This window comes from Streptomyces flavochromogenes (assembly GCF_000717595.1).
GTDB lineage: Bacteria > Actinomycetota > Actinomycetes > Streptomycetales > Streptomycetaceae > Streptomyces > Streptomyces flavochromogenes.
Genome location: NZ_JNZO01000015.1, coordinates 1 through 15,664, shown reverse-complemented (window position 1 = coordinate 15,664; position 15,664 = coordinate 1). Strand labels below are relative to the sequence as shown.

The window sequence follows — 15,664 nt, the reverse complement described above, 5'->3', positions numbered from 1 at the left end:
CTCAGCTCCCCACCCGGCGTGCCGCCGCCACGATTCCGGCCGGCTGGGGGAGTGCCGCCTCCTCCAGCCGGCGGGCGTAGGGGATGGGGACCTCTGCGCTGCACACCCGCTCGACGGGCGCGTCGAGTTCGAAGAACGCCTGCTCGCAGATGCGCGACTCGATCTCGGCGGACAGACTGCCGCTGCGCCAGCCCTCGTCGACCACGACGGCCCGGTGGGTCCGCCGGACCGAGCCGACGAACGTGGCGTCGTCCAGGGGCCGCAGCGTGCGCAGGTCGACGACCTCCGCGCTGATCCCCTCGCCCGCCAGTTCCTCAGCGGCTTCGAGGGCCTTGGACACGCAACCGCCGTACGCGACGACCGTGACATCGGTGCCCTCGCGGCGGACGGCCGCGCGGTCCAGGTCGACCTGATGGATCGCCGGGTCGAGCGTTCCGGCCGCGTTGTAGAGGCTGCCGTGCTCGAAGAACATGACCGGATCAGGGTCGGCCAGCGCCGCGGACAGCATGTGGCGGGCGTCGTCGACCGTGGCCGGCGCCAGGACGCGCAGGCCCGGGACGTGCGCGTACCAGCCTTCGAGACTGTGGGAGTGCTGGGCGGCCAGCTGGCGTCCCGCACCCGTCGTCATACGGATCACCAACGGCACGCCGAGCTGCCCGCCGGACATGTGCCGCAGGGTGGCGGCGTTGTTGAGGATCTGGTCGAGGGCCAGCAGGCTGAAGTTGACCGTCATGATCTCGACGACGGGCCGCATCCCGGCCAGGGCGGCGCCGATCCCGGCTCCGACGAACGCGGACTCCGAGAGAGGCGTGTCCCGGACACGATCGGGTCCGAACTCTTCCAGGAGACCGAGGCTCACCCCGAAGCATCCGCCGTAGCGACCCACGTCCTCACCCATCAGGAACACCCGGTCGTCCGAGGCAAGGGCATCGCGCAGTCCCGCGCGCAGGGCCTCCCTGTACGTGGTGGTGTCGTCGTCGGGATGCGCCCGCGGACGTGTACGTGTGCTCATGCCTCAGCCTCCTCGGGTCGGCCCGTGACATGGAGCAGCAGATCCTCGGCAGGCTCCTCGGGGGCCTGTTCCGCCGCCCGGACGGCGTGGTCGATCTCCGCGCTGACCTGGTGCTCCAAGTCGTCCAGCGCGGCGGCGTCGAGGACTCCGGCCGTACGCATGCCGTCGGCGAGGCCGGTGACGGGGTCGTGCCGCTTCCACCCCTCGACCTCGTCCTTCGGCCGGTACCGGTCCGGGTCGTACATGGAGTGCGCGCGGAACCGGTACGTCCGCATCTCCAGGAAGTGCGGTCCGCTACCGGCGCGCATGGACTCGATCGCCCCGCGCGCCGCCTTCTCCACGGCGTGCACGTCCATGCCGTCGACGGCCCAGGCCGCCATGCCGTACGACGCCGCCCGCATCGCCAGGTCCGTCTGGGCGTGTTCGCGGGCGAGAGCCGTTCCCATCGCGTACAGGTTGTTCTCGCAGACGAAGAGCACGGGCAGTCCCCAGAGCGCCGCCAGATTGGCGGTCTCGTGGAACTCGCCCTCGGCGAAGGCCCCGTCACCGAAGAAGCAGCAGGTGACCCGGGACTCGCCGCGCAACCGGTCGGCGAGCGCCAGGCCCGCCGCGAGCGGCAGTCCGCCGCCCACGATCGCGTTGCCGCCGTAGAAGCGGCGATCGGCGTCGAACAGGTGCATGGACCCGCCGCGGCCGTGGCTGCATCCGGTGGTCTTCCCGTACATCTCCGCCATCACGGCCTCGGGCGGTATCCCACGGGCCAGGGCGTGGCCGTGTTCGCGGTAGGTGGAGACGACCGCGTCCCGCTCGTCGAGAGCCTGGTGGACGCCGACCGCCACCGCCTCCTCGCCGATGTAGAGGTGGACGAAGCCCCGGATCGCCGCCGCGCTGTACAGCTCGACGCATCGTTCCTCGAACCGCCGGATGAGCAGCATCTGCCGCAGCAGGTCCAGGTCGTGGGTCGCCGCAGGTGTGCGGGAGGGCGTGGTGGGTCCATGTGCGCGACGGGGGCGCTTCGCCTTGGGTGGTCCGGCGGACGTTCCGCCGTGTGCGGTGGCCATCACGGCTCCTTCTCGGAGAGCCCGGCCGTCCCGGCCGGGCCGGGTGTCTCCAGAGTCGACACGTCGCCCTCGGGCAGGCCCAGTTCGCGGGCTCGCAGCAGGCGGCGCATCACCTTTCCGCTGCGGGTGTGGGGGAGGCCTTCGACGAACTCGATGTCCCGGGGGGCGACGGCCGGTCCGAGGCGTCGGCGGGCGAACGCCATCACGTCGCGCCGCAGTTCGGGGTCGGGCGGATACTCGGGACGCGGCAGCACGAACGCCTTGACGATCGCGCCGGCCAGTGGGTCAGGGCGTCCGATGACACCGGCCTCGGCGACGGCCGGATGCTCCATGAGCGCGCTTTCCACCTCGAAGGGTCCGATGAGGTGCCCCGCGGACTTGATGACATCGTCGACGCGACCGACGAACCAGTACCAGCCGCCGGTGTCGCGGCTGGCGAGGTCGCCGGTCAGATACCAGCCGTCGGCGAAGCACGCCTCGTAACGGTGCGGCTCGTGCAGGTAGGCCCGGAACATCGACGGCCAGCCCGCCCGCAGGGCGAGCTCGCCCTGGGCACCCGGTTCCCGGAGTACGTGGACCCGCCCGCCGGTGATCGCGGCCCGGCCGTCCTCGCCGCAGGCCAGGACGGCGGCCTCGACACCGGGAAGGGGCCGGCCCATCGAACCGGGCCGCACGGGATCGGCCGCGAAGTTGGCGATCATGATGGCACCGGTCTCGGTCTGCCACCAGGTGTCGTGGACGGGCAGCCCGAGCGCCTCTCGGCCCCAGTGCACGGCCTCTGGGTTCAACGGCTCCCCGACGCTCGCGACGAACCGGAGCGCGGAGAGGTCATGGCGCGCGGCGGGCGTCGGCTCGCCTCCGCGTGGCGCGGCCCGCATGAGCATGCGCAGCGCGGTGGGCGCGGTGTACCAGACGGTGACGTGCTGGTCGGCGAGGATGCGGTACCAGCGCTTCGGGGCGAAGTCCCCTTCGTCGACGACGGTCGTCACCCCGTGGGTGAGGGGGGCGATGATGCCGTACGACATGCCGGTGACCCAGCCGGGGTCCGCGGTGCACCAGAAGACGTCGCCCTCGTGCAGGTCCAGGGCGTAGGCGGCGGTGACGTGATGGGCGAGGACCGCCTCGTGCACGTGTACCGCGCCTTTGGGGGTGCCTGTCGTGCCGCTGGTGAAGTGCAGCAGTGCCGGTTCCGCCGGCTCGGTCGGGCCGACTGTGTACGCGTCCGGCGCGGCGGCCGTGAGGGCGGGGTAGGAGAGGGTGTCCGGGGGCGGGTCGGCACCGGGGTCGAGAAGCAGGACGTGCCGCAGGTGCGGGAGGCGGGGCCGTACGGGGGCCACCTTGCGTTCGTACAGCTCGCGGGTCGTGACCAGCGCCCGGGCGTTGCCCAGCTCCAAGCGCAGTGCGACGGGTTCGGGCCCGAAGGCGCTGAACAGGGGACACACGACTCGGCCGGCCCGCAGCGTTCCGAGGACGGTGCTGTACAGCTCGAACCGGCGGCCGAGGAGGGTGAAGACCCGCTCGCCGCGTTCCAGGCCGAGCGTCTCCAGCACGTGCGCGAAACGTGAGCTCTCGGCCGCGAGCCCGGCGAAGCTGACCGTCCGGACGGATCCGTCGCGCGCGATGCAGCGCAACGCGACCCGTTCGCCGTGGCCCTCGCGCAGGTGTCGGTCGACCGCCTCGTACCCCATGTTGATGCCGCCGTCCGGCAGCCCGGCGAGCCGGGACCGCTCCCGTCGCCAGGAGAAGACGGCCCGGGCGCTGTCGTAGTCGGGCATGACCGGTGCCACCCACAGGGCGTTCATCGCGGTGGCTCCACGTCGAGCGCGAGGTTGTCATAGGCGTACTCGATCGATTCGTGCAGGGCGACGACTCCGTCGACCGAACGGCAGAGCCGCACGATCACGCGGATGTCGGCCCGCTCGGCGACCCGGCCCGTCAGCCTGACGACTCCGTCGTCGACCGTCACGCGGATCGTGTCGGGGGCGAAGCGCAGAGTATCGGCCAGGACGTCGTGCTCGATCTCGTCACGGATCGCGGTGTCACCGCGCAGGAAGGGCCGCAGCAGGTCGCTGCGGCTGATGATCCCGACGAGTCGACCGGTCTCGTCGGTCACGGGCAGTCTCTTCACAGCCTTGCGCTGCATCGTCCGGGCCGTCTCGACGAGATTCCAGTTCGCCTGTGCCGTGACGGCCGGCGAGGTCATCAGCTGGGCGGCCGTCTCCGCGTCGGGCATCCCTCGCTCCTGGGACAGCAGCCGGACACCCGCCCAGCGGCCCTCCAGGTCGGGGAGCTCGGCGGTGGAACGCAGCAGGTCGGCCTCCGACACCACACCGAGCAGGCGTCGGTCGGCGTCGACGACCGGGACCGCCGAGACGTCGCGGTCGGCGAAGAGCCGGGCGATCTCCTTGAACGGGGTCTCTGGGGCTGCGGTGATCACATCGTGGGTCATCACCTCGAAAACCGTACGGTGCTGCATGACGGTCCTCCTTCAGGGGACGCGGCCGCCCCAGTTCTCACTCTGCTGCGCGCAGCCCACCCGGGGCAGTGCCGAATGGCCCCCTTCCGGGACGTTCGGCCCCTATGGCTCCCGGCCGGCCGGGACGCACGGTGGAGAAGGCGAGCGAGCCCGTCCCGGGAGGACCGAGGCCGGGCGCTCGTGCCGGGAGGCGAGGACCATGACCGCGACCGGAGCACGGCAAGGTCAGGAGAAGCCCCGCGCCGGGTTGTGGGCTCGCGTCGGCGACCGGCTGATCGTGGGTGGCGCCACGGTCGGGGACGAGGGGCGTGACGGCGAGATCGTCGGGCTCCACCATCCGGACGGCACTCCGCCCTTCGACGTCCGGTGGTCGGACACGGGCAGGGTCACCGAGGTGTTCCCGGGCCCGGACGCGCGCGTCCAGCACTTTCCGCCGCACGGCACGACAGAGACCGGTCCCGGGAGGGCCGCTGGGCGGTCGTGAACTCCGCCGTCGCAGCCACCACACCTGGTCCGGGCGGGCCGCGCCCGGGACCGACCGGCCCTATCCGGTCACTTCCGCCCGATGCGAGCGTGGCAGCAGGCCACCTCACGACCCGGAAAGGCGGTGGGCACGATGGAATCGCGCCTGGTGGTGGGAGTAGACGGGTCCGACGCCAGTCTCACGGCCCTGGACTGGGCCGTCGACGAAGCGGTACGGCACGCGTTTCCCCTGCGCATCGTCCATGCCTCGATGTGGGAGCGGTACGAGGGAGTCGTGCCGGCCTGGACCACGGACCGACCCTCGGGCCAGGTCCTCGCCGAGAACATCGCCGGCACCGCAGCCGAACGCGCCCGCCGTCGTGCACCCGACCTCCCCCTCACTACGGACGTCCTCGCCGAAGACGCGTCCAGTGCGCTGCTCAGGCAGGGGCGGGAGGGCACGATCCTCGTCGTCGGGTCACGGGGGCGCGGCGAGCTCGCCGACCTTCTGCTCGGCTCCGTCAGCCTCATCGCGGCAGCCCGAGCCCCCTGCCCGGTCATCGTCGTCCGTGGGGACCGGCAGGCCCTGGAGGCACGCCACGGGCGCGTTCTGCTCGGCGTGGGAGAGCACGACCTGGACTCGCCGGCCGTGCGGTTCGCCTTCCGTGAGGCGGCCGCTCGGAACGCGGAACTCGACATCGTCCGCACCTGGCGACGACCGGCCCATGAACCGGCCGACCACCTGCTGATGAGGCGCGCCGGCGCGGCCTACTTCACCGAAGGGGCCTCCGAACTGCTCGACAAGGCCATCGAGGCCGCGGCGGCCGAACACCCCCAGGCGCGCCTGCGCAGGAGCTCGGTCGAGGGCCCCGCCCACAAGATGCTGACCGAGCGCTCCGCCGCCGCCGACCTGCTGGTCGTCGGCGCCCGACGCCGGGACGGGCTCGTCGGCCTGGAGCTCGGCAGGGTCGCCCACCGCGCCCTGCACCACGCCTCGTGTCCGGTCGCCGTCGTACCCCAGCTGCGCCCCGTGACCACGGAGGGAGACCAGTGATGAACACGCCTGGTGAGCCGCACTCCTCGCACCCCAGGAGCGACCTCGGCCGCCGCGTCGCGTCCAGGCGCAGCCGGCTCGGCCTGTCCTGGGAGGACGTGGCCGAACGGGCCGGCTCCACGCCCGGCTACATCGCCTACGTGGAGGAGCAGGTGGCCACCCCGCGGATCGAGTTCCTGGTCCGGCTTGCGAACGCTCTGGAGACCACGGTCCAGGAACTCACCGGGTACTCGGCGGACCTCCCGCCCGGAGGAGCGCGCGCCGGGTACGGGGCACGGATGGAGGACATGGGCGAAGCCGAGTGCTGGGAGCTGCTCGACGGCCACGGCATCGGCAGGGTGGCCGTCGAAGGACGCGAGGGGCTGATGGTGATCCCCGTGAACTACCAGGTCGTCGACGGGGACATCGTCTTCATGACCGCTGCGGAATCGCCCCTCGCGCGCGCCTCGACGTCCGGCGTGGAGGTCGCCTTCGAGGAGGACCACCTGGACGAGGCCTTCCGCCAGGGCTGGAGCGTGCTCCTTGTCGGTCCGGCACGAACGGTGTCGGACGAGACCTCGGTACGGAGGATCAAGGAGGCCGTCCACTCGGAGCCGTGGGCCGGGGACGGGCGGGACACCGTGGTGACCCTCTCACCGCGCCGAGTGACCGGACGGCGCATCCAGGTGCCAGGCGCGCCGGGCGCGCCGTCGGGGGCTGCTGACCAAGGGGGCACCCCTGAGCGTGATCTCCGAGAGTGGTTCGCAGGCTCGCGTCGGCTGCGGCGGGCGCGCCCGGACGCCGTGCGCGGCGGACTTGGTGCACACTGCCGGAATGGCCGAGGACGAGACGCAGATCAGCCCTCCTGAATCGCTGTTGCGGTTGATCGAGAATCTGGCGCGGTTCCATCGTGAGCATGAGGAGTACTACTCACAGGCCCCGTTGCGGCAGGCCGGTGACCTGCAGGCACGGTCGCGGGCGCTGAAGGCGCTGGCCGACCGGTGGAGCGTGATCGATGTGAATGAGCAGCCTTCGACGATCGCTTTCGCCGGCACGGAGGACCTGAATGCCCCCGGGCTCACCGCGGAGTCGGGGATTCTCTTCATGGAGGGGGAGGGCGAGCCGGCCGAAGTCCAGAGGCTGAGGCGTGAGGTCGCGCTGCTGGCGGATGACCTTGAGCAGACGGGTGTCTGGCTGACCGGGGCGATGGCGCGGGCGTGGGAGATGGCAGGGGGCCTGGCTGCCTATCCCGCGCTGGCCGACCTGCTCGGGGAGCGGCACCGCATCATCGCCAACGACTGGCAGTCGGCGGGCCTGCAGGTTCTGGTCGCGCGGCTGCTGCGACGCGCTCTCGACCTGCTGGCCCGCGTCGACTTCGCTCCGGCGGCCCTCCGTGCCGACCTGGGCGGAGTGCGGACGGCGCCGTCCTATCTCTATGCGGCTTCCGAGCTGCTGGACCGTGCGGCGGATCTCATGACCGAGTCGGCCACGCTGGTGCACGACAACGAGCGACGCTGGCGCGTCTTCCGCGCCCGGGTCCGCGCGTTGCAGTCGACGTAGGCCGAGTCGCTGCCGCCCGCTCACGTCAGGGGGACGACGGCGACGGGCGCGGGGCTGTGGTGGATCACCGCGTGGGCGACATGGCCCAGGTGCGTACCGAGGGGGACGTTCCGGCTCCGGCGCCCCACGATGACGAGTTGCGCGGTCTGTGACGCATCGACCAGCTGGTAGGCGGGCGAGCCCACCACCGGCTTGGCCTCCACCTCCACGCCCGCGTACCGCTTCCGCCAAGGCTCCAGCAGGTCGTCCAGACCCCCGAGGAGGTGGCTGCCGAGCTCCTCCCCGATCCCCGGGTCCATGATGGCCGCGTAGCCGTACGAAGCGGGAAGTGTCCAGCTGTGGAGGAACCGCAGCGGAGTGCCCTTCCGGGCGGCTTCGGAGAAGGAGAACGCGAGCAGGGCTTCGCACGGGTGGTAGATGTCGACGCCCACTACGATGCCGTCCCCGGGACCTGCGCGTTCGTCCTTCGCGCGGACGAGGACGACCGGCTGTCGCGCCGCTCCGACGACGGCGAGGGAGACCGAGCCGACGAGGAAGCCGCGGACGCCCCCGAGTCCGCGCGAACCGAGGACCGTCAGATCCGCCTCGTTCGCGGCGGCCGTCAGCTCCTCGGCTGCCCGGCCACGCGCATGCTCCGTGACGACCTCTAGGTCGGGATGGTCCTTCCGCGCCCGTTCCGTCACGTCTCGCATCAGCCTCTCGGTCCGCTCGTCCAGGGCGCGGGCATAGGCAAGGGGCACGTCCGGCGTGTTCGGCCACTCCTCCACGTGCATCAGCCTGAGGGGTACTTCCCGCAGCACCGCCTGCGTCGCGGCCCAGCGGGCGGCTGCCAGGCTTTCGTTGGAGCCGTCCAGACCTACCGTGACCTGGGCTGTCATGGCGCACCTCCCTTGTCGATTCCTGCCCGCCCCGCCCCGTCCCGGGGCTGGATCGGACAGGGCATCCCGCATCTCAGGTTGGCGCCACATCGCTTCCGGCAGCAGGGCCGGGCAGGTCTCGATCGGGGCCGAACGGCCCATCCCTAGGAGGTCCACCACGGTGCCAGTGTGGGAGATGTCGCCCCTCGGGACGCGCTCCCGAGCCTCGGGTGTTCCCCGGAGGAGGAGCCATGACCAGCGAGACCCCCGCCCGACCGGAGCTCGGCAACGTCGTTGTAGGAGTCGACGGGTCCCCCTCCGGGCGCGCGGCCGTGCTCTGGGCCGCCGGGGAGGCGGACCGACGGGGACGGCCACTGCATCTCGTCCACGCCGCCGACACCGACCGCCGGGCGATCTTCTCCAACGCCGAGACCATCCAGGCGGTACGCGAAGCGGGTCGCGACCTGCTGATCGAGACCGCGAGCGCGGTCCGTGATCTCTTTCCGGACCTCGCCGTCACGAAGGAGCTGGACCGCCAGGAACCGGTCGCCGGTCTCCGGGCGGCCGCCGGCCACCGGGGCACGATCGTGGTGGGCAACCGGGGGCTCGGCGGATTCTCCGCCCTCATGCTCGGATCCGTCGGTCTGGGTGTGGCGGCCCGCGCCGAGGTTCCCGTCATCGTGGTCCGTGGTGACGGTGACCGTCCCGCGTCGGGCTCGGTGACGGCAGCCGTACACGGTGCTTCGGATCGGGGCTGGCTGCTCGTCGCCGCCGCCGAGGCCGACGCCCGCAAGGCGGCACTGCGGCTGGTGAGCGTCTGGAACGTGCTCACCCATGTCGGCAGCGTCGCAACGATGCTGGACGACCTCGACGAGATCGCGCGGCAGCGCGTGCACGAGATCAAGGCGCTCGCCGACCTCGCGCAGGAGTTCTACCCCACCCTGACCGTCAGCCATCACGTCGAGACGGGCACGAGCACGCCCGGGATCCTGGTCGAGGCGAGTGCCCACACCGATCTGCTGGTGATGGGCAGAGAACACCGCGCCCTGGGCGTAGGCCCCTCCCTGGGGCGAGTCGCCCACACTCTGCTCCACCACGCCCACTGCCCGGTGGAGATCGTCCCACCTGCCTTCGCCACCCGGGTCGAGGAGACGTGAACGAGATACTGCTGGGTGTCGAGCCCCGGGAGCAGTCGGTGCCCGCTCTCGTCTGGGCCGCCGACGAAGCCGTACGAAGAGGACTGGTACTCAGGCTGCTCGTCGCCGTACCGCCCGCCCACGACGGACTCCGGTACGAGGCGCTCGCCCGCCAGAGTGCCCTGCGCATGCGCGCGGAGTCGGCGATCGCCAACGCGGAGCACCTCGTCCGGTACCTGCACGGCGGTCTGCGGATCGCGACGGAGCGCGTGAACGGTGTGCCGGCGACCGTGTTGCGCGACATGGCGGCGCACGCCGCACTCCTCGTCGTGGGCTCGCGTCGTCTCGGCAGAGCGGCCGAGATGTTCAGCGAGAGCTCCGTGGCCCTCCCCCTCACGGCACGGACGGACTGTCCCGTCGTCGTGGTCCGCGCACCGGAGCACACCGCTGCGCACCCACCGACCCTCGTCGTCGGCGTGGACGGAAGCGAGTCCTCTCAGGCCGCCGTCGCCTTCGCCGTCGAGGAGGTGAGCATGCGCGAGGCACGGCTGCGGGCCGTCTGGGACTGGCCCCGTCCCGCCTTCGCCCACCACGACGGTGAAGAGGGTCTGGCCGAGCGGCGCCGGCTGCTCGCCGAATCGGTGGCGGGCTGGGCGGAGAGATATCCCGATGTCGGCGTCTCCCAAGAGGTCCTGAGGGGACACCCGGTCGAACAACTCGCCCTGGCGTCCCAGGAATCCCTCTCACTCGTGGTCGGCCGCCGAGGCCGTGGCGGCTACTCCGGCATGCGGCTGGGTTCGACGGTTCACGGCCTGCTGCACCGTGCCCCGTGTCCGGTGATCACCTTCCCCCTCCCGCAGCGCGAGCGCCGGACAGGCGACCCGTCTTGGGCCGACCGGTCCCGTTCCGGCACGGCCGACGCCCCGTGCCTGCCCCACTCGGCAACTGGGACGCGACCACTTCCACGCGGGGACGCAGGGGCGAGAGGACGCCCCCGGTCCATCGGCCGGTTCTGCGGAGAGGTGAGCGTCATGAAGCACATCCGGATCAGCCCCCGGCCGGCCCGCCCCCGCGGGCCCGCTCCCCTCGACCTGCGCACGCCGTCCGGCAGGCCCCTGCCGTACTGAGAAGGCCCGAGAGCTGTGGAGGAGACCATGGGACCGATACGACACGTCGTACCGTTCACGGAACTCGGGAGGCACGACGTCGGCCGAGCGGGTGGCAAGAACGCCTCGCTGGGCGAGATGACCACCCGGCTCGGGGGCGCGGGCATCCGCGTCCCTCCGGGATTCGCCACCACCGCCGAAGCGTACGAGGAACTGCTCGGTTCCCGAGACCTCCGCCGTCGCGTGGAGGCACAGATCGACCGACTGCATGAGGGTGCCCCGCTCGATGAGGTCGGCGCGGCCATCCGGTCCCTCTTCCTCGTGGAGCCGTTGCCCGCGCCTCTGCGGGATGCCGTGCTCGCGGCGTACGAACGGCTGGCCGAGGAGATCGGCCGGGAGTGGCCAGAGGTGGCGGTGCGCAGCAGCGCGACGGCGGAGGACCTGCCCGAAGCGAGTTTCGCCGGGCAGCAGGAGACGTATCTGAACGTCAGCGGCGCCGACGCGCTCCTTGAGGCGTGCACCCGCTGCTACGCCTCTCTGTTCACCGACCGGGCGATCGACTACCGGGAACGGATGGGCTTCGACCACCTCGCCGTCGCCTTGTCCATCGGCGTCCAGGCCATGGTCCGCTCCGATCTCGCCGGCGCCGGGGTCGTCTTCACTCTCGACCCGGAGAGCGGCTTCCCGGACGTGATCGTGGTGAGTGCCGCCTGGGGGCTGGGGGAGACCGTCGTCAGCGGCCAGGTCGACCCGGACGAGTACACGGTGTTCAAGCCGAGCATGAAGGACCCGGAGCTCGACCCCGTCATCGACGTGCGGATCGGAGCCAAGCGGCTGAAGGCCGTGTACGCGGACACCGGGCTGACCCGTACGGTCGACACGCCCGACGGTGAGCGGAACCAGCGGGTCCTCGACGACGCGGAGATCCGCACGCTCGCCGGATGGGCGGCGGCCGTCGAGGAGCACTACGGCTGCCCCATGGACATCGAATGGGCCAAGGACGGCCTCACCGGCGAGCTCTGGATCGTCCAGGCCCGCCCGGAGACGGTCCAGTCGCGTCGACGCACCACCACCCTGACCCGCCGCCGGCTCACCGCCGCCCCCGGCGAGCCGCTCGTCGAAGGCATCGCCGTCGGCGAGGCCATCGGCCAGGGCCGTGTCGTGGCGCTCGACGCGCCCGTCGACCTCGACCGCTTCCCCCAGGGCGGCGTCCTCGTCACCGGCGTCACCGACCCGGACTGGGAACCCGTCATGAAGAGGGCCTCCGCCATCGTCACCGACCACGGGGGACGCACCTCGCACGCAGCCATCGTCAGCCGCGAACTCGGCGTCCCCGCCGTCGTCGGAACCGGAAACGGGACACGGATCCTGCGTGACGGGCATTCCGTCACGGTCTCCTGCGCCGAGGGAGGGAGCGGACGTGTCTACCCAGGGCTGCTCCCGTACGAGGAGACCCGGACCGACCTCACGGAACTGCCCGCCACCCGAACCCGGGTGATGCTGAACCTGGCAGATCCATCAGCCGCGTTCCGCTGGTGGCGGCTCCCCGCGGACGGAGTGGGACTGGCGCGCCTCGAGTTCATCGTCGCCCACCAGGTGAAAGTCCACCCCATGGCCCTGCTGCACCCGGAACGACTCGACGCACCCGACCGGCATGTCATCGAGCGGCTCACCGAGGGCTACCTCGACCGAGGGGACTACTTCGTCGACCGGCTGGCCCACGGCATCGCCCGGATCGCCGCCTCGCGCTGGCCGGCGCCCGTCGTCGTGCGCACCAGCGACTTCAAGACCAACGAGTACGCCAAGCTCCTCGGCGGCCGGCCCTTCGAACCGGACGAGGCGAACCCCATGATCGGCTGGCGCGGCGCGAGCCGGTACTACAGCGACGGCTACCGCACGGGCTTCGCCCTCGAATGCCGCGCACTGCGCCGGGTCCGTGACGGGATGGGACTGACGAACGTGATCGTCATGATCCCCTTCTGCCGCACCCTCGGCGAGGCCGACCGCGTGCTGGCGGTGATGGCGGACGAGGGACTGGTACGCGGAGAGAACGGGCTGCAGGTCTACGTCATGGCGGAGATACCGGCCAACATCATCCTGGCCGGGGAGTTCGCGGAACGCTTCGACGGATTCTCGATCGGCAGCAACGACCTCACTCAGCTCACCCTCGGCGTCGACCGCGACTCCGAGGCCCTCGCCCATGTCTTCGACGAGCGGGACCCCGCGGTCGTCCGCAGCATTCAGACCCTCGCCGTCCGAGCCCACGCGGCGGGCCGGCCGGTCGGGCTGTGCGGCCAGCGGCCGAGCGACGATCCGGCGTTCACCGCGATCCTGGTCGAGGCGGGCCTCGACTCGATCTCGGTGGCGCCGGACAGCTTCGCAGTGGTCAAAGGCCATGTGGCCCGCGCGGAGACGACGCGCGAGACCGGCACCGGACGAGGGATGGGGTGACGGAACCATCAACCGCCCCAGGAAGGGGCGATGGGACGTCTCTGGCGCCCGGTTCACACCGTCAGGGTGTCGACGCTGATCGTCTGAACCGACGGCGAATCGGCACCGGATCACGAGCAGGGAGCGAAAGGGAGGACGTGGTCATGAAGACCGCAAGGGAGATCATGCACTCCGGTGCGAGCTGCGTGCAGGAGAACGAGAACCTCGTGGACGCCGCACGCCGCATGAGCGAACTGGATGTCGGCGCGCTGCCCATCTGCGGGCCGGACGACCGGCTGCACGGCATCATCACCGATCGGGACATCGTGGTGAAGTGCCTCGCCAAGGGCAAGGACCCCCACCGGATGACGGCCGGGGACCTCGCCCAGGGCAAGCCGGTCACCGTGGACGCGGGCGCCGACAGCGAAGTGGTGCTCCGCACGATGCAGGACCACTGCATCCGCCGCGTGCCCGTGATCGACGACCACCGCCTGGTCGGCATGATCAGTGAGGCGGACCTGGCGCGGCACCTGCCGGAGGAACGGGTGGGCCATTTCGTCGAGAAGATCTGCCGCTGACAGCACCAGCGCCGTGACGCCATGGGCCGGTCGGTCCCCTCCAGGTGCGGCCCGTTCGGCCCTGTCCTTCAGCCCCCTTGGACACTGCGCCACGCGACGTCACGGGTGGAAGAGTGGGGTACGGAGTCGGACCGGGCTCCGCAACCCGATCCGCCGCCTGTCCGCACCTACTTCGGGTCCACGACGACCGTCCTGGGCCCCGACACGAGGAGCAGAGCAATGGCCGGAGGCAAGGTGGAACGCAGGCACAGCCACTTCCCCGACTTCGACGACTGGTTCAACAGAGAGTTCCCGGGACTGCCGGGCTGGCGCCCCGGCTCCGCCGCCCACTCGATCCCGGTCGAGATGACCGGCGGGGACGGCGAGTACGTGCTGAAGGCAGAACTGCCGGGCATGGACCCGGACAGGGACATCAGCATCACGGTCGACGACAACCTCATCACGGTGAGTGCGGAGCACAGTGAGAGCACGGAGGACAAGGAGCACTCGGAGTTCCGCTACGGATCCTTCCGCAGGACGGTGCGCCTTCCGGCCACCATCCCCGCCGACGACGTCGAGGCGTCGTACGCGGACGGCATCCTCACCGTCCGTATCCCGATGCCCGACGAGGAGGACACGACGTCCGTCCGGACCATTCCGGTGAAGCGGGCAGGTGCACCCGCCGAGGGAGCGGAGTCATGAACGCGAAACGTGTCCTGGTCGCCTACGGCAGCAAGGCCGGCGCCACCGCCGGAATCGCCGAAGAGATCGGCAAGACGCTCCGGGACGACGGCTTCGACGCCGTCGTCCTGCCGGCCGACACCGTCACCGACGTCAGCGGCTACGACGGAGTCGTCCTCGGCGGAGCCCTCTACGCCGGGCACTGGACCGGCAAGGCACGACGGTGCGCCCGGCGCAACGCCGAACAGCTCAGGCAGCGGCCCGTCTGGCTCTTCAGCAGTGGTCCCGTCGACAGTTCCGCGGAGCAGCACGACATCCCGCCCGTACGAGGAGTCGCCCGGCGGATGAAGAAGCTCGGTGCCCGTGAGCACATCACCTTCGGTGGCGCCGTGACCGCCGAGACGTCGGATCCGGTCGCCCGGCACATGGTCAGCCGGGGCAAGGGCGGGGACTTCCGCAACCCGGAACGGATCCGGGCCTGGGCCCACCACATCGGAACGGAAATCGACGCACACACTGAGAAGGGCCTCTGACAGGTCGGCGAGGCCACTCCAACGGGAGGTGCGGCATGCCCCACCAGGAGTCGGGGAGCGGGACCCCCCCACCCAGGAGACCCGCACGGCGCGCCGCCCTGGTCTTCGTCCTGCTGATCGCTGTGATCTGCGGTGCTGTGGCCGCCGGGAGCCTCTGGTCGGCGGGATCCGAGACCGACCGTGAACTCGCCGCTCACCGGCATCAGGTGACCGCGACCACCACCGGGCCGGCGAAGGACCCGTCCGCCGCCACCCGGTACGGCACGAAGCCGCAGGCCGTCGCACCGGCGGTGTGGGAACAGCCCGAGCACGTCCGCCGGTCCGGGAGCATTCGCGTCCCGCCCCGGACGCCGGAAGGGCACGCCGTGACGATCTGGGTGGACGACGCAGGATCCCCCGCCCGGCAGCCCGGCAGTGCTGCCGACCGCGCCCTGACCTCGATGTCGGGCGGAGTGGCGGCGGCAGGCGTCACAGGGGTGACGGGCGCGGCCGTGGTCCTCCTCGTACGACGGCGGAGCGAAGGTCACCGGCTCGCGGCCTGGGAACACGAGTGGGAGCAGGTGGAACCCGTGTGGTCCGGCCGACTCCACCGGGACAGCGGTGCGGGGGACGGCGATGACTGACCGTGCCGGCAGCCGTGCCGGCCCGGAGCGGATCTCTTCCTCCCCCCAGGCGCTGCCCTTCGACCCCAGTGAACCGCTGCCCCGGCTGCGTCGTGAACTCGCCACGGGCCCGGACGGTCTCTCTGCCCGCGAGGCCG

The 15,664-nt window shown here is 71.4% G+C and carries 16 protein-coding genes; 11 read left to right on the top strand and 5 right to left on the bottom strand.

From position 1 onward, the window contains the following. Nucleotide 1 precedes the first annotated feature (1 nt). Genes IF00_RS0119870 through IF00_RS0119855 form a run of 4 tightly spaced genes read right to left on the bottom strand, consistent with a single transcriptional unit; the run spans nucleotide 2 to nucleotide 4,549 of the window. A complete protein-coding gene (locus tag IF00_RS0119870; protein ID WP_030319839.1) occupies nucleotides 2-1,012 on the bottom strand; it encodes an alpha-ketoacid dehydrogenase subunit beta in 1,011 nt (336 codons plus the stop codon). Further along, a complete protein-coding gene (gene pdhA, locus IF00_RS0119865; protein ID WP_245234585.1) occupies nucleotides 1,009-2,073 on the bottom strand; it encodes a pyruvate dehydrogenase (acetyl-transferring) E1 component subunit alpha in 1,065 nt (354 codons plus the stop codon). The genes IF00_RS0119870 and pdhA overlap by 4 nt, the downstream gene beginning before the upstream one ends. Further along, on the bottom strand, nucleotides 2,073-3,875 hold the full coding sequence (acsA, locus tag IF00_RS0119860; RefSeq protein ID WP_030319836.1) for an acetate--CoA ligase: 1,803 nt from the start codon (nucleotides 3,873-3,875) through the stop codon (nucleotides 2,073-2,075). The genes pdhA and acsA overlap by 1 nt, the downstream gene beginning before the upstream one ends. Continuing rightward, on the bottom strand, nucleotides 3,872-4,549 hold the full coding sequence (locus IF00_RS0119855; RefSeq protein ID WP_030319834.1) for a CBS domain-containing protein: 678 nt from the start codon (nucleotides 4,547-4,549) through the stop codon (nucleotides 3,872-3,874). The genes acsA and IF00_RS0119855 overlap by 4 nt, the downstream gene beginning before the upstream one ends. A gap of 199 nt (nucleotides 4,550-4,748) precedes the next feature. Between IF00_RS0119855 and IF00_RS48070 the strand changes: the two genes are divergently transcribed. From IF00_RS48070 to IF00_RS0119835, 4 genes are all read left to right on the top strand, one after another. Further along, entirely contained in the window at nucleotides 4,749-5,033 is a 285-nt protein-coding gene (locus IF00_RS48070; RefSeq protein ID WP_051820496.1) for a DUF1918 domain-containing protein, read from the top strand. A gap of 132 nt (nucleotides 5,034-5,165) precedes the next feature. Continuing rightward, nucleotides 5,166-6,065, top strand: a complete 900-nt coding sequence (locus tag IF00_RS0119845; protein WP_037638686.1) for a universal stress protein — start codon at nucleotides 5,166-5,168, stop codon at nucleotides 6,063-6,065. Next, the gene (locus tag IF00_RS0119840) at nucleotides 6,065-6,913 is read left to right on the top strand and encodes a pyridoxamine 5'-phosphate oxidase family protein (protein ID WP_063740671.1); all 849 of its coding nucleotides are present in this window, start codon (nucleotides 6,065-6,067) and stop codon (nucleotides 6,911-6,913) included. The genes IF00_RS0119845 and IF00_RS0119840 overlap by 1 nt, the downstream gene beginning before the upstream one ends. Then, nucleotides 6,879-7,604, top strand: a complete 726-nt coding sequence (locus tag IF00_RS0119835; protein ID WP_030319827.1) for a hypothetical protein — start codon at nucleotides 6,879-6,881, stop codon at nucleotides 7,602-7,604. The genes IF00_RS0119840 and IF00_RS0119835 overlap by 35 nt, the downstream gene beginning before the upstream one ends. A 20-nt stretch (nucleotides 7,605-7,624) precedes the next feature. On the opposite strand, the gene IF00_RS0119830 is transcribed toward IF00_RS0119835, so the two are convergent. Then, nucleotides 7,625-8,482, bottom strand: coding sequence for a universal stress protein (locus IF00_RS0119830; RefSeq protein ID WP_030319826.1), 858 nt, complete (start codon nucleotides 8,480-8,482; stop codon nucleotides 7,625-7,627). Nucleotides 8,483-8,712: 230 nt separating this feature from the next. On the opposite strand from IF00_RS0119830, the gene IF00_RS0119825 reads away from it, so the two are divergent. The 7 genes from IF00_RS0119825 to IF00_RS0119795 all read left to right on the top strand — a co-directional run bounded on the left by IF00_RS0119825 (nucleotide 8,713) and on the right by IF00_RS0119795 (nucleotide 15,527). Beyond that, a complete protein-coding gene (locus IF00_RS0119825; RefSeq protein WP_030319823.1) occupies nucleotides 8,713-9,618 on the top strand; it encodes a universal stress protein in 906 nt (301 codons plus the stop codon). Further along, a complete protein-coding gene (locus IF00_RS0119820; protein ID WP_063740670.1) occupies nucleotides 9,615-10,724 on the top strand; it encodes a universal stress protein in 1,110 nt (369 codons plus the stop codon). Before IF00_RS0119825 ends, IF00_RS0119820 begins: the two co-directional genes overlap by 4 nt. Before the next feature lie 27 nt (nucleotides 10,725-10,751). Then, nucleotides 10,752-13,154, top strand: coding sequence for a phosphoenolpyruvate synthase (gene ppsA / locus IF00_RS0119815; RefSeq protein WP_030319819.1), 2,403 nt, complete (start codon nucleotides 10,752-10,754; stop codon nucleotides 13,152-13,154). 143 nt (nucleotides 13,155-13,297) lie between these two features. Beyond that, entirely contained in the window at nucleotides 13,298-13,711 is a 414-nt protein-coding gene (locus tag IF00_RS0119810) for a CBS domain-containing protein (RefSeq protein WP_030319818.1), read from the top strand. Between the two features lie 219 nt (nucleotides 13,712-13,930). After that, a complete protein-coding gene (locus tag IF00_RS0119805; protein ID WP_030319816.1) occupies nucleotides 13,931-14,392 on the top strand; it encodes an Hsp20/alpha crystallin family protein in 462 nt (153 codons plus the stop codon). Next, entirely contained in the window at nucleotides 14,389-14,904 is a 516-nt protein-coding gene (locus IF00_RS0119800) for a flavodoxin domain-containing protein (RefSeq protein WP_030319814.1), read from the top strand. The genes IF00_RS0119805 and IF00_RS0119800 overlap by 4 nt, the downstream gene beginning before the upstream one ends. Nucleotides 14,905-14,939: 35 nt before the next feature. Next, entirely contained in the window at nucleotides 14,940-15,527 is a 588-nt protein-coding gene (locus IF00_RS0119795; RefSeq protein ID WP_030319813.1) for an Rv1733c family protein, read from the top strand. The last annotated feature ends 137 nt before the right edge of the window (nucleotides 15,528-15,664 follow it).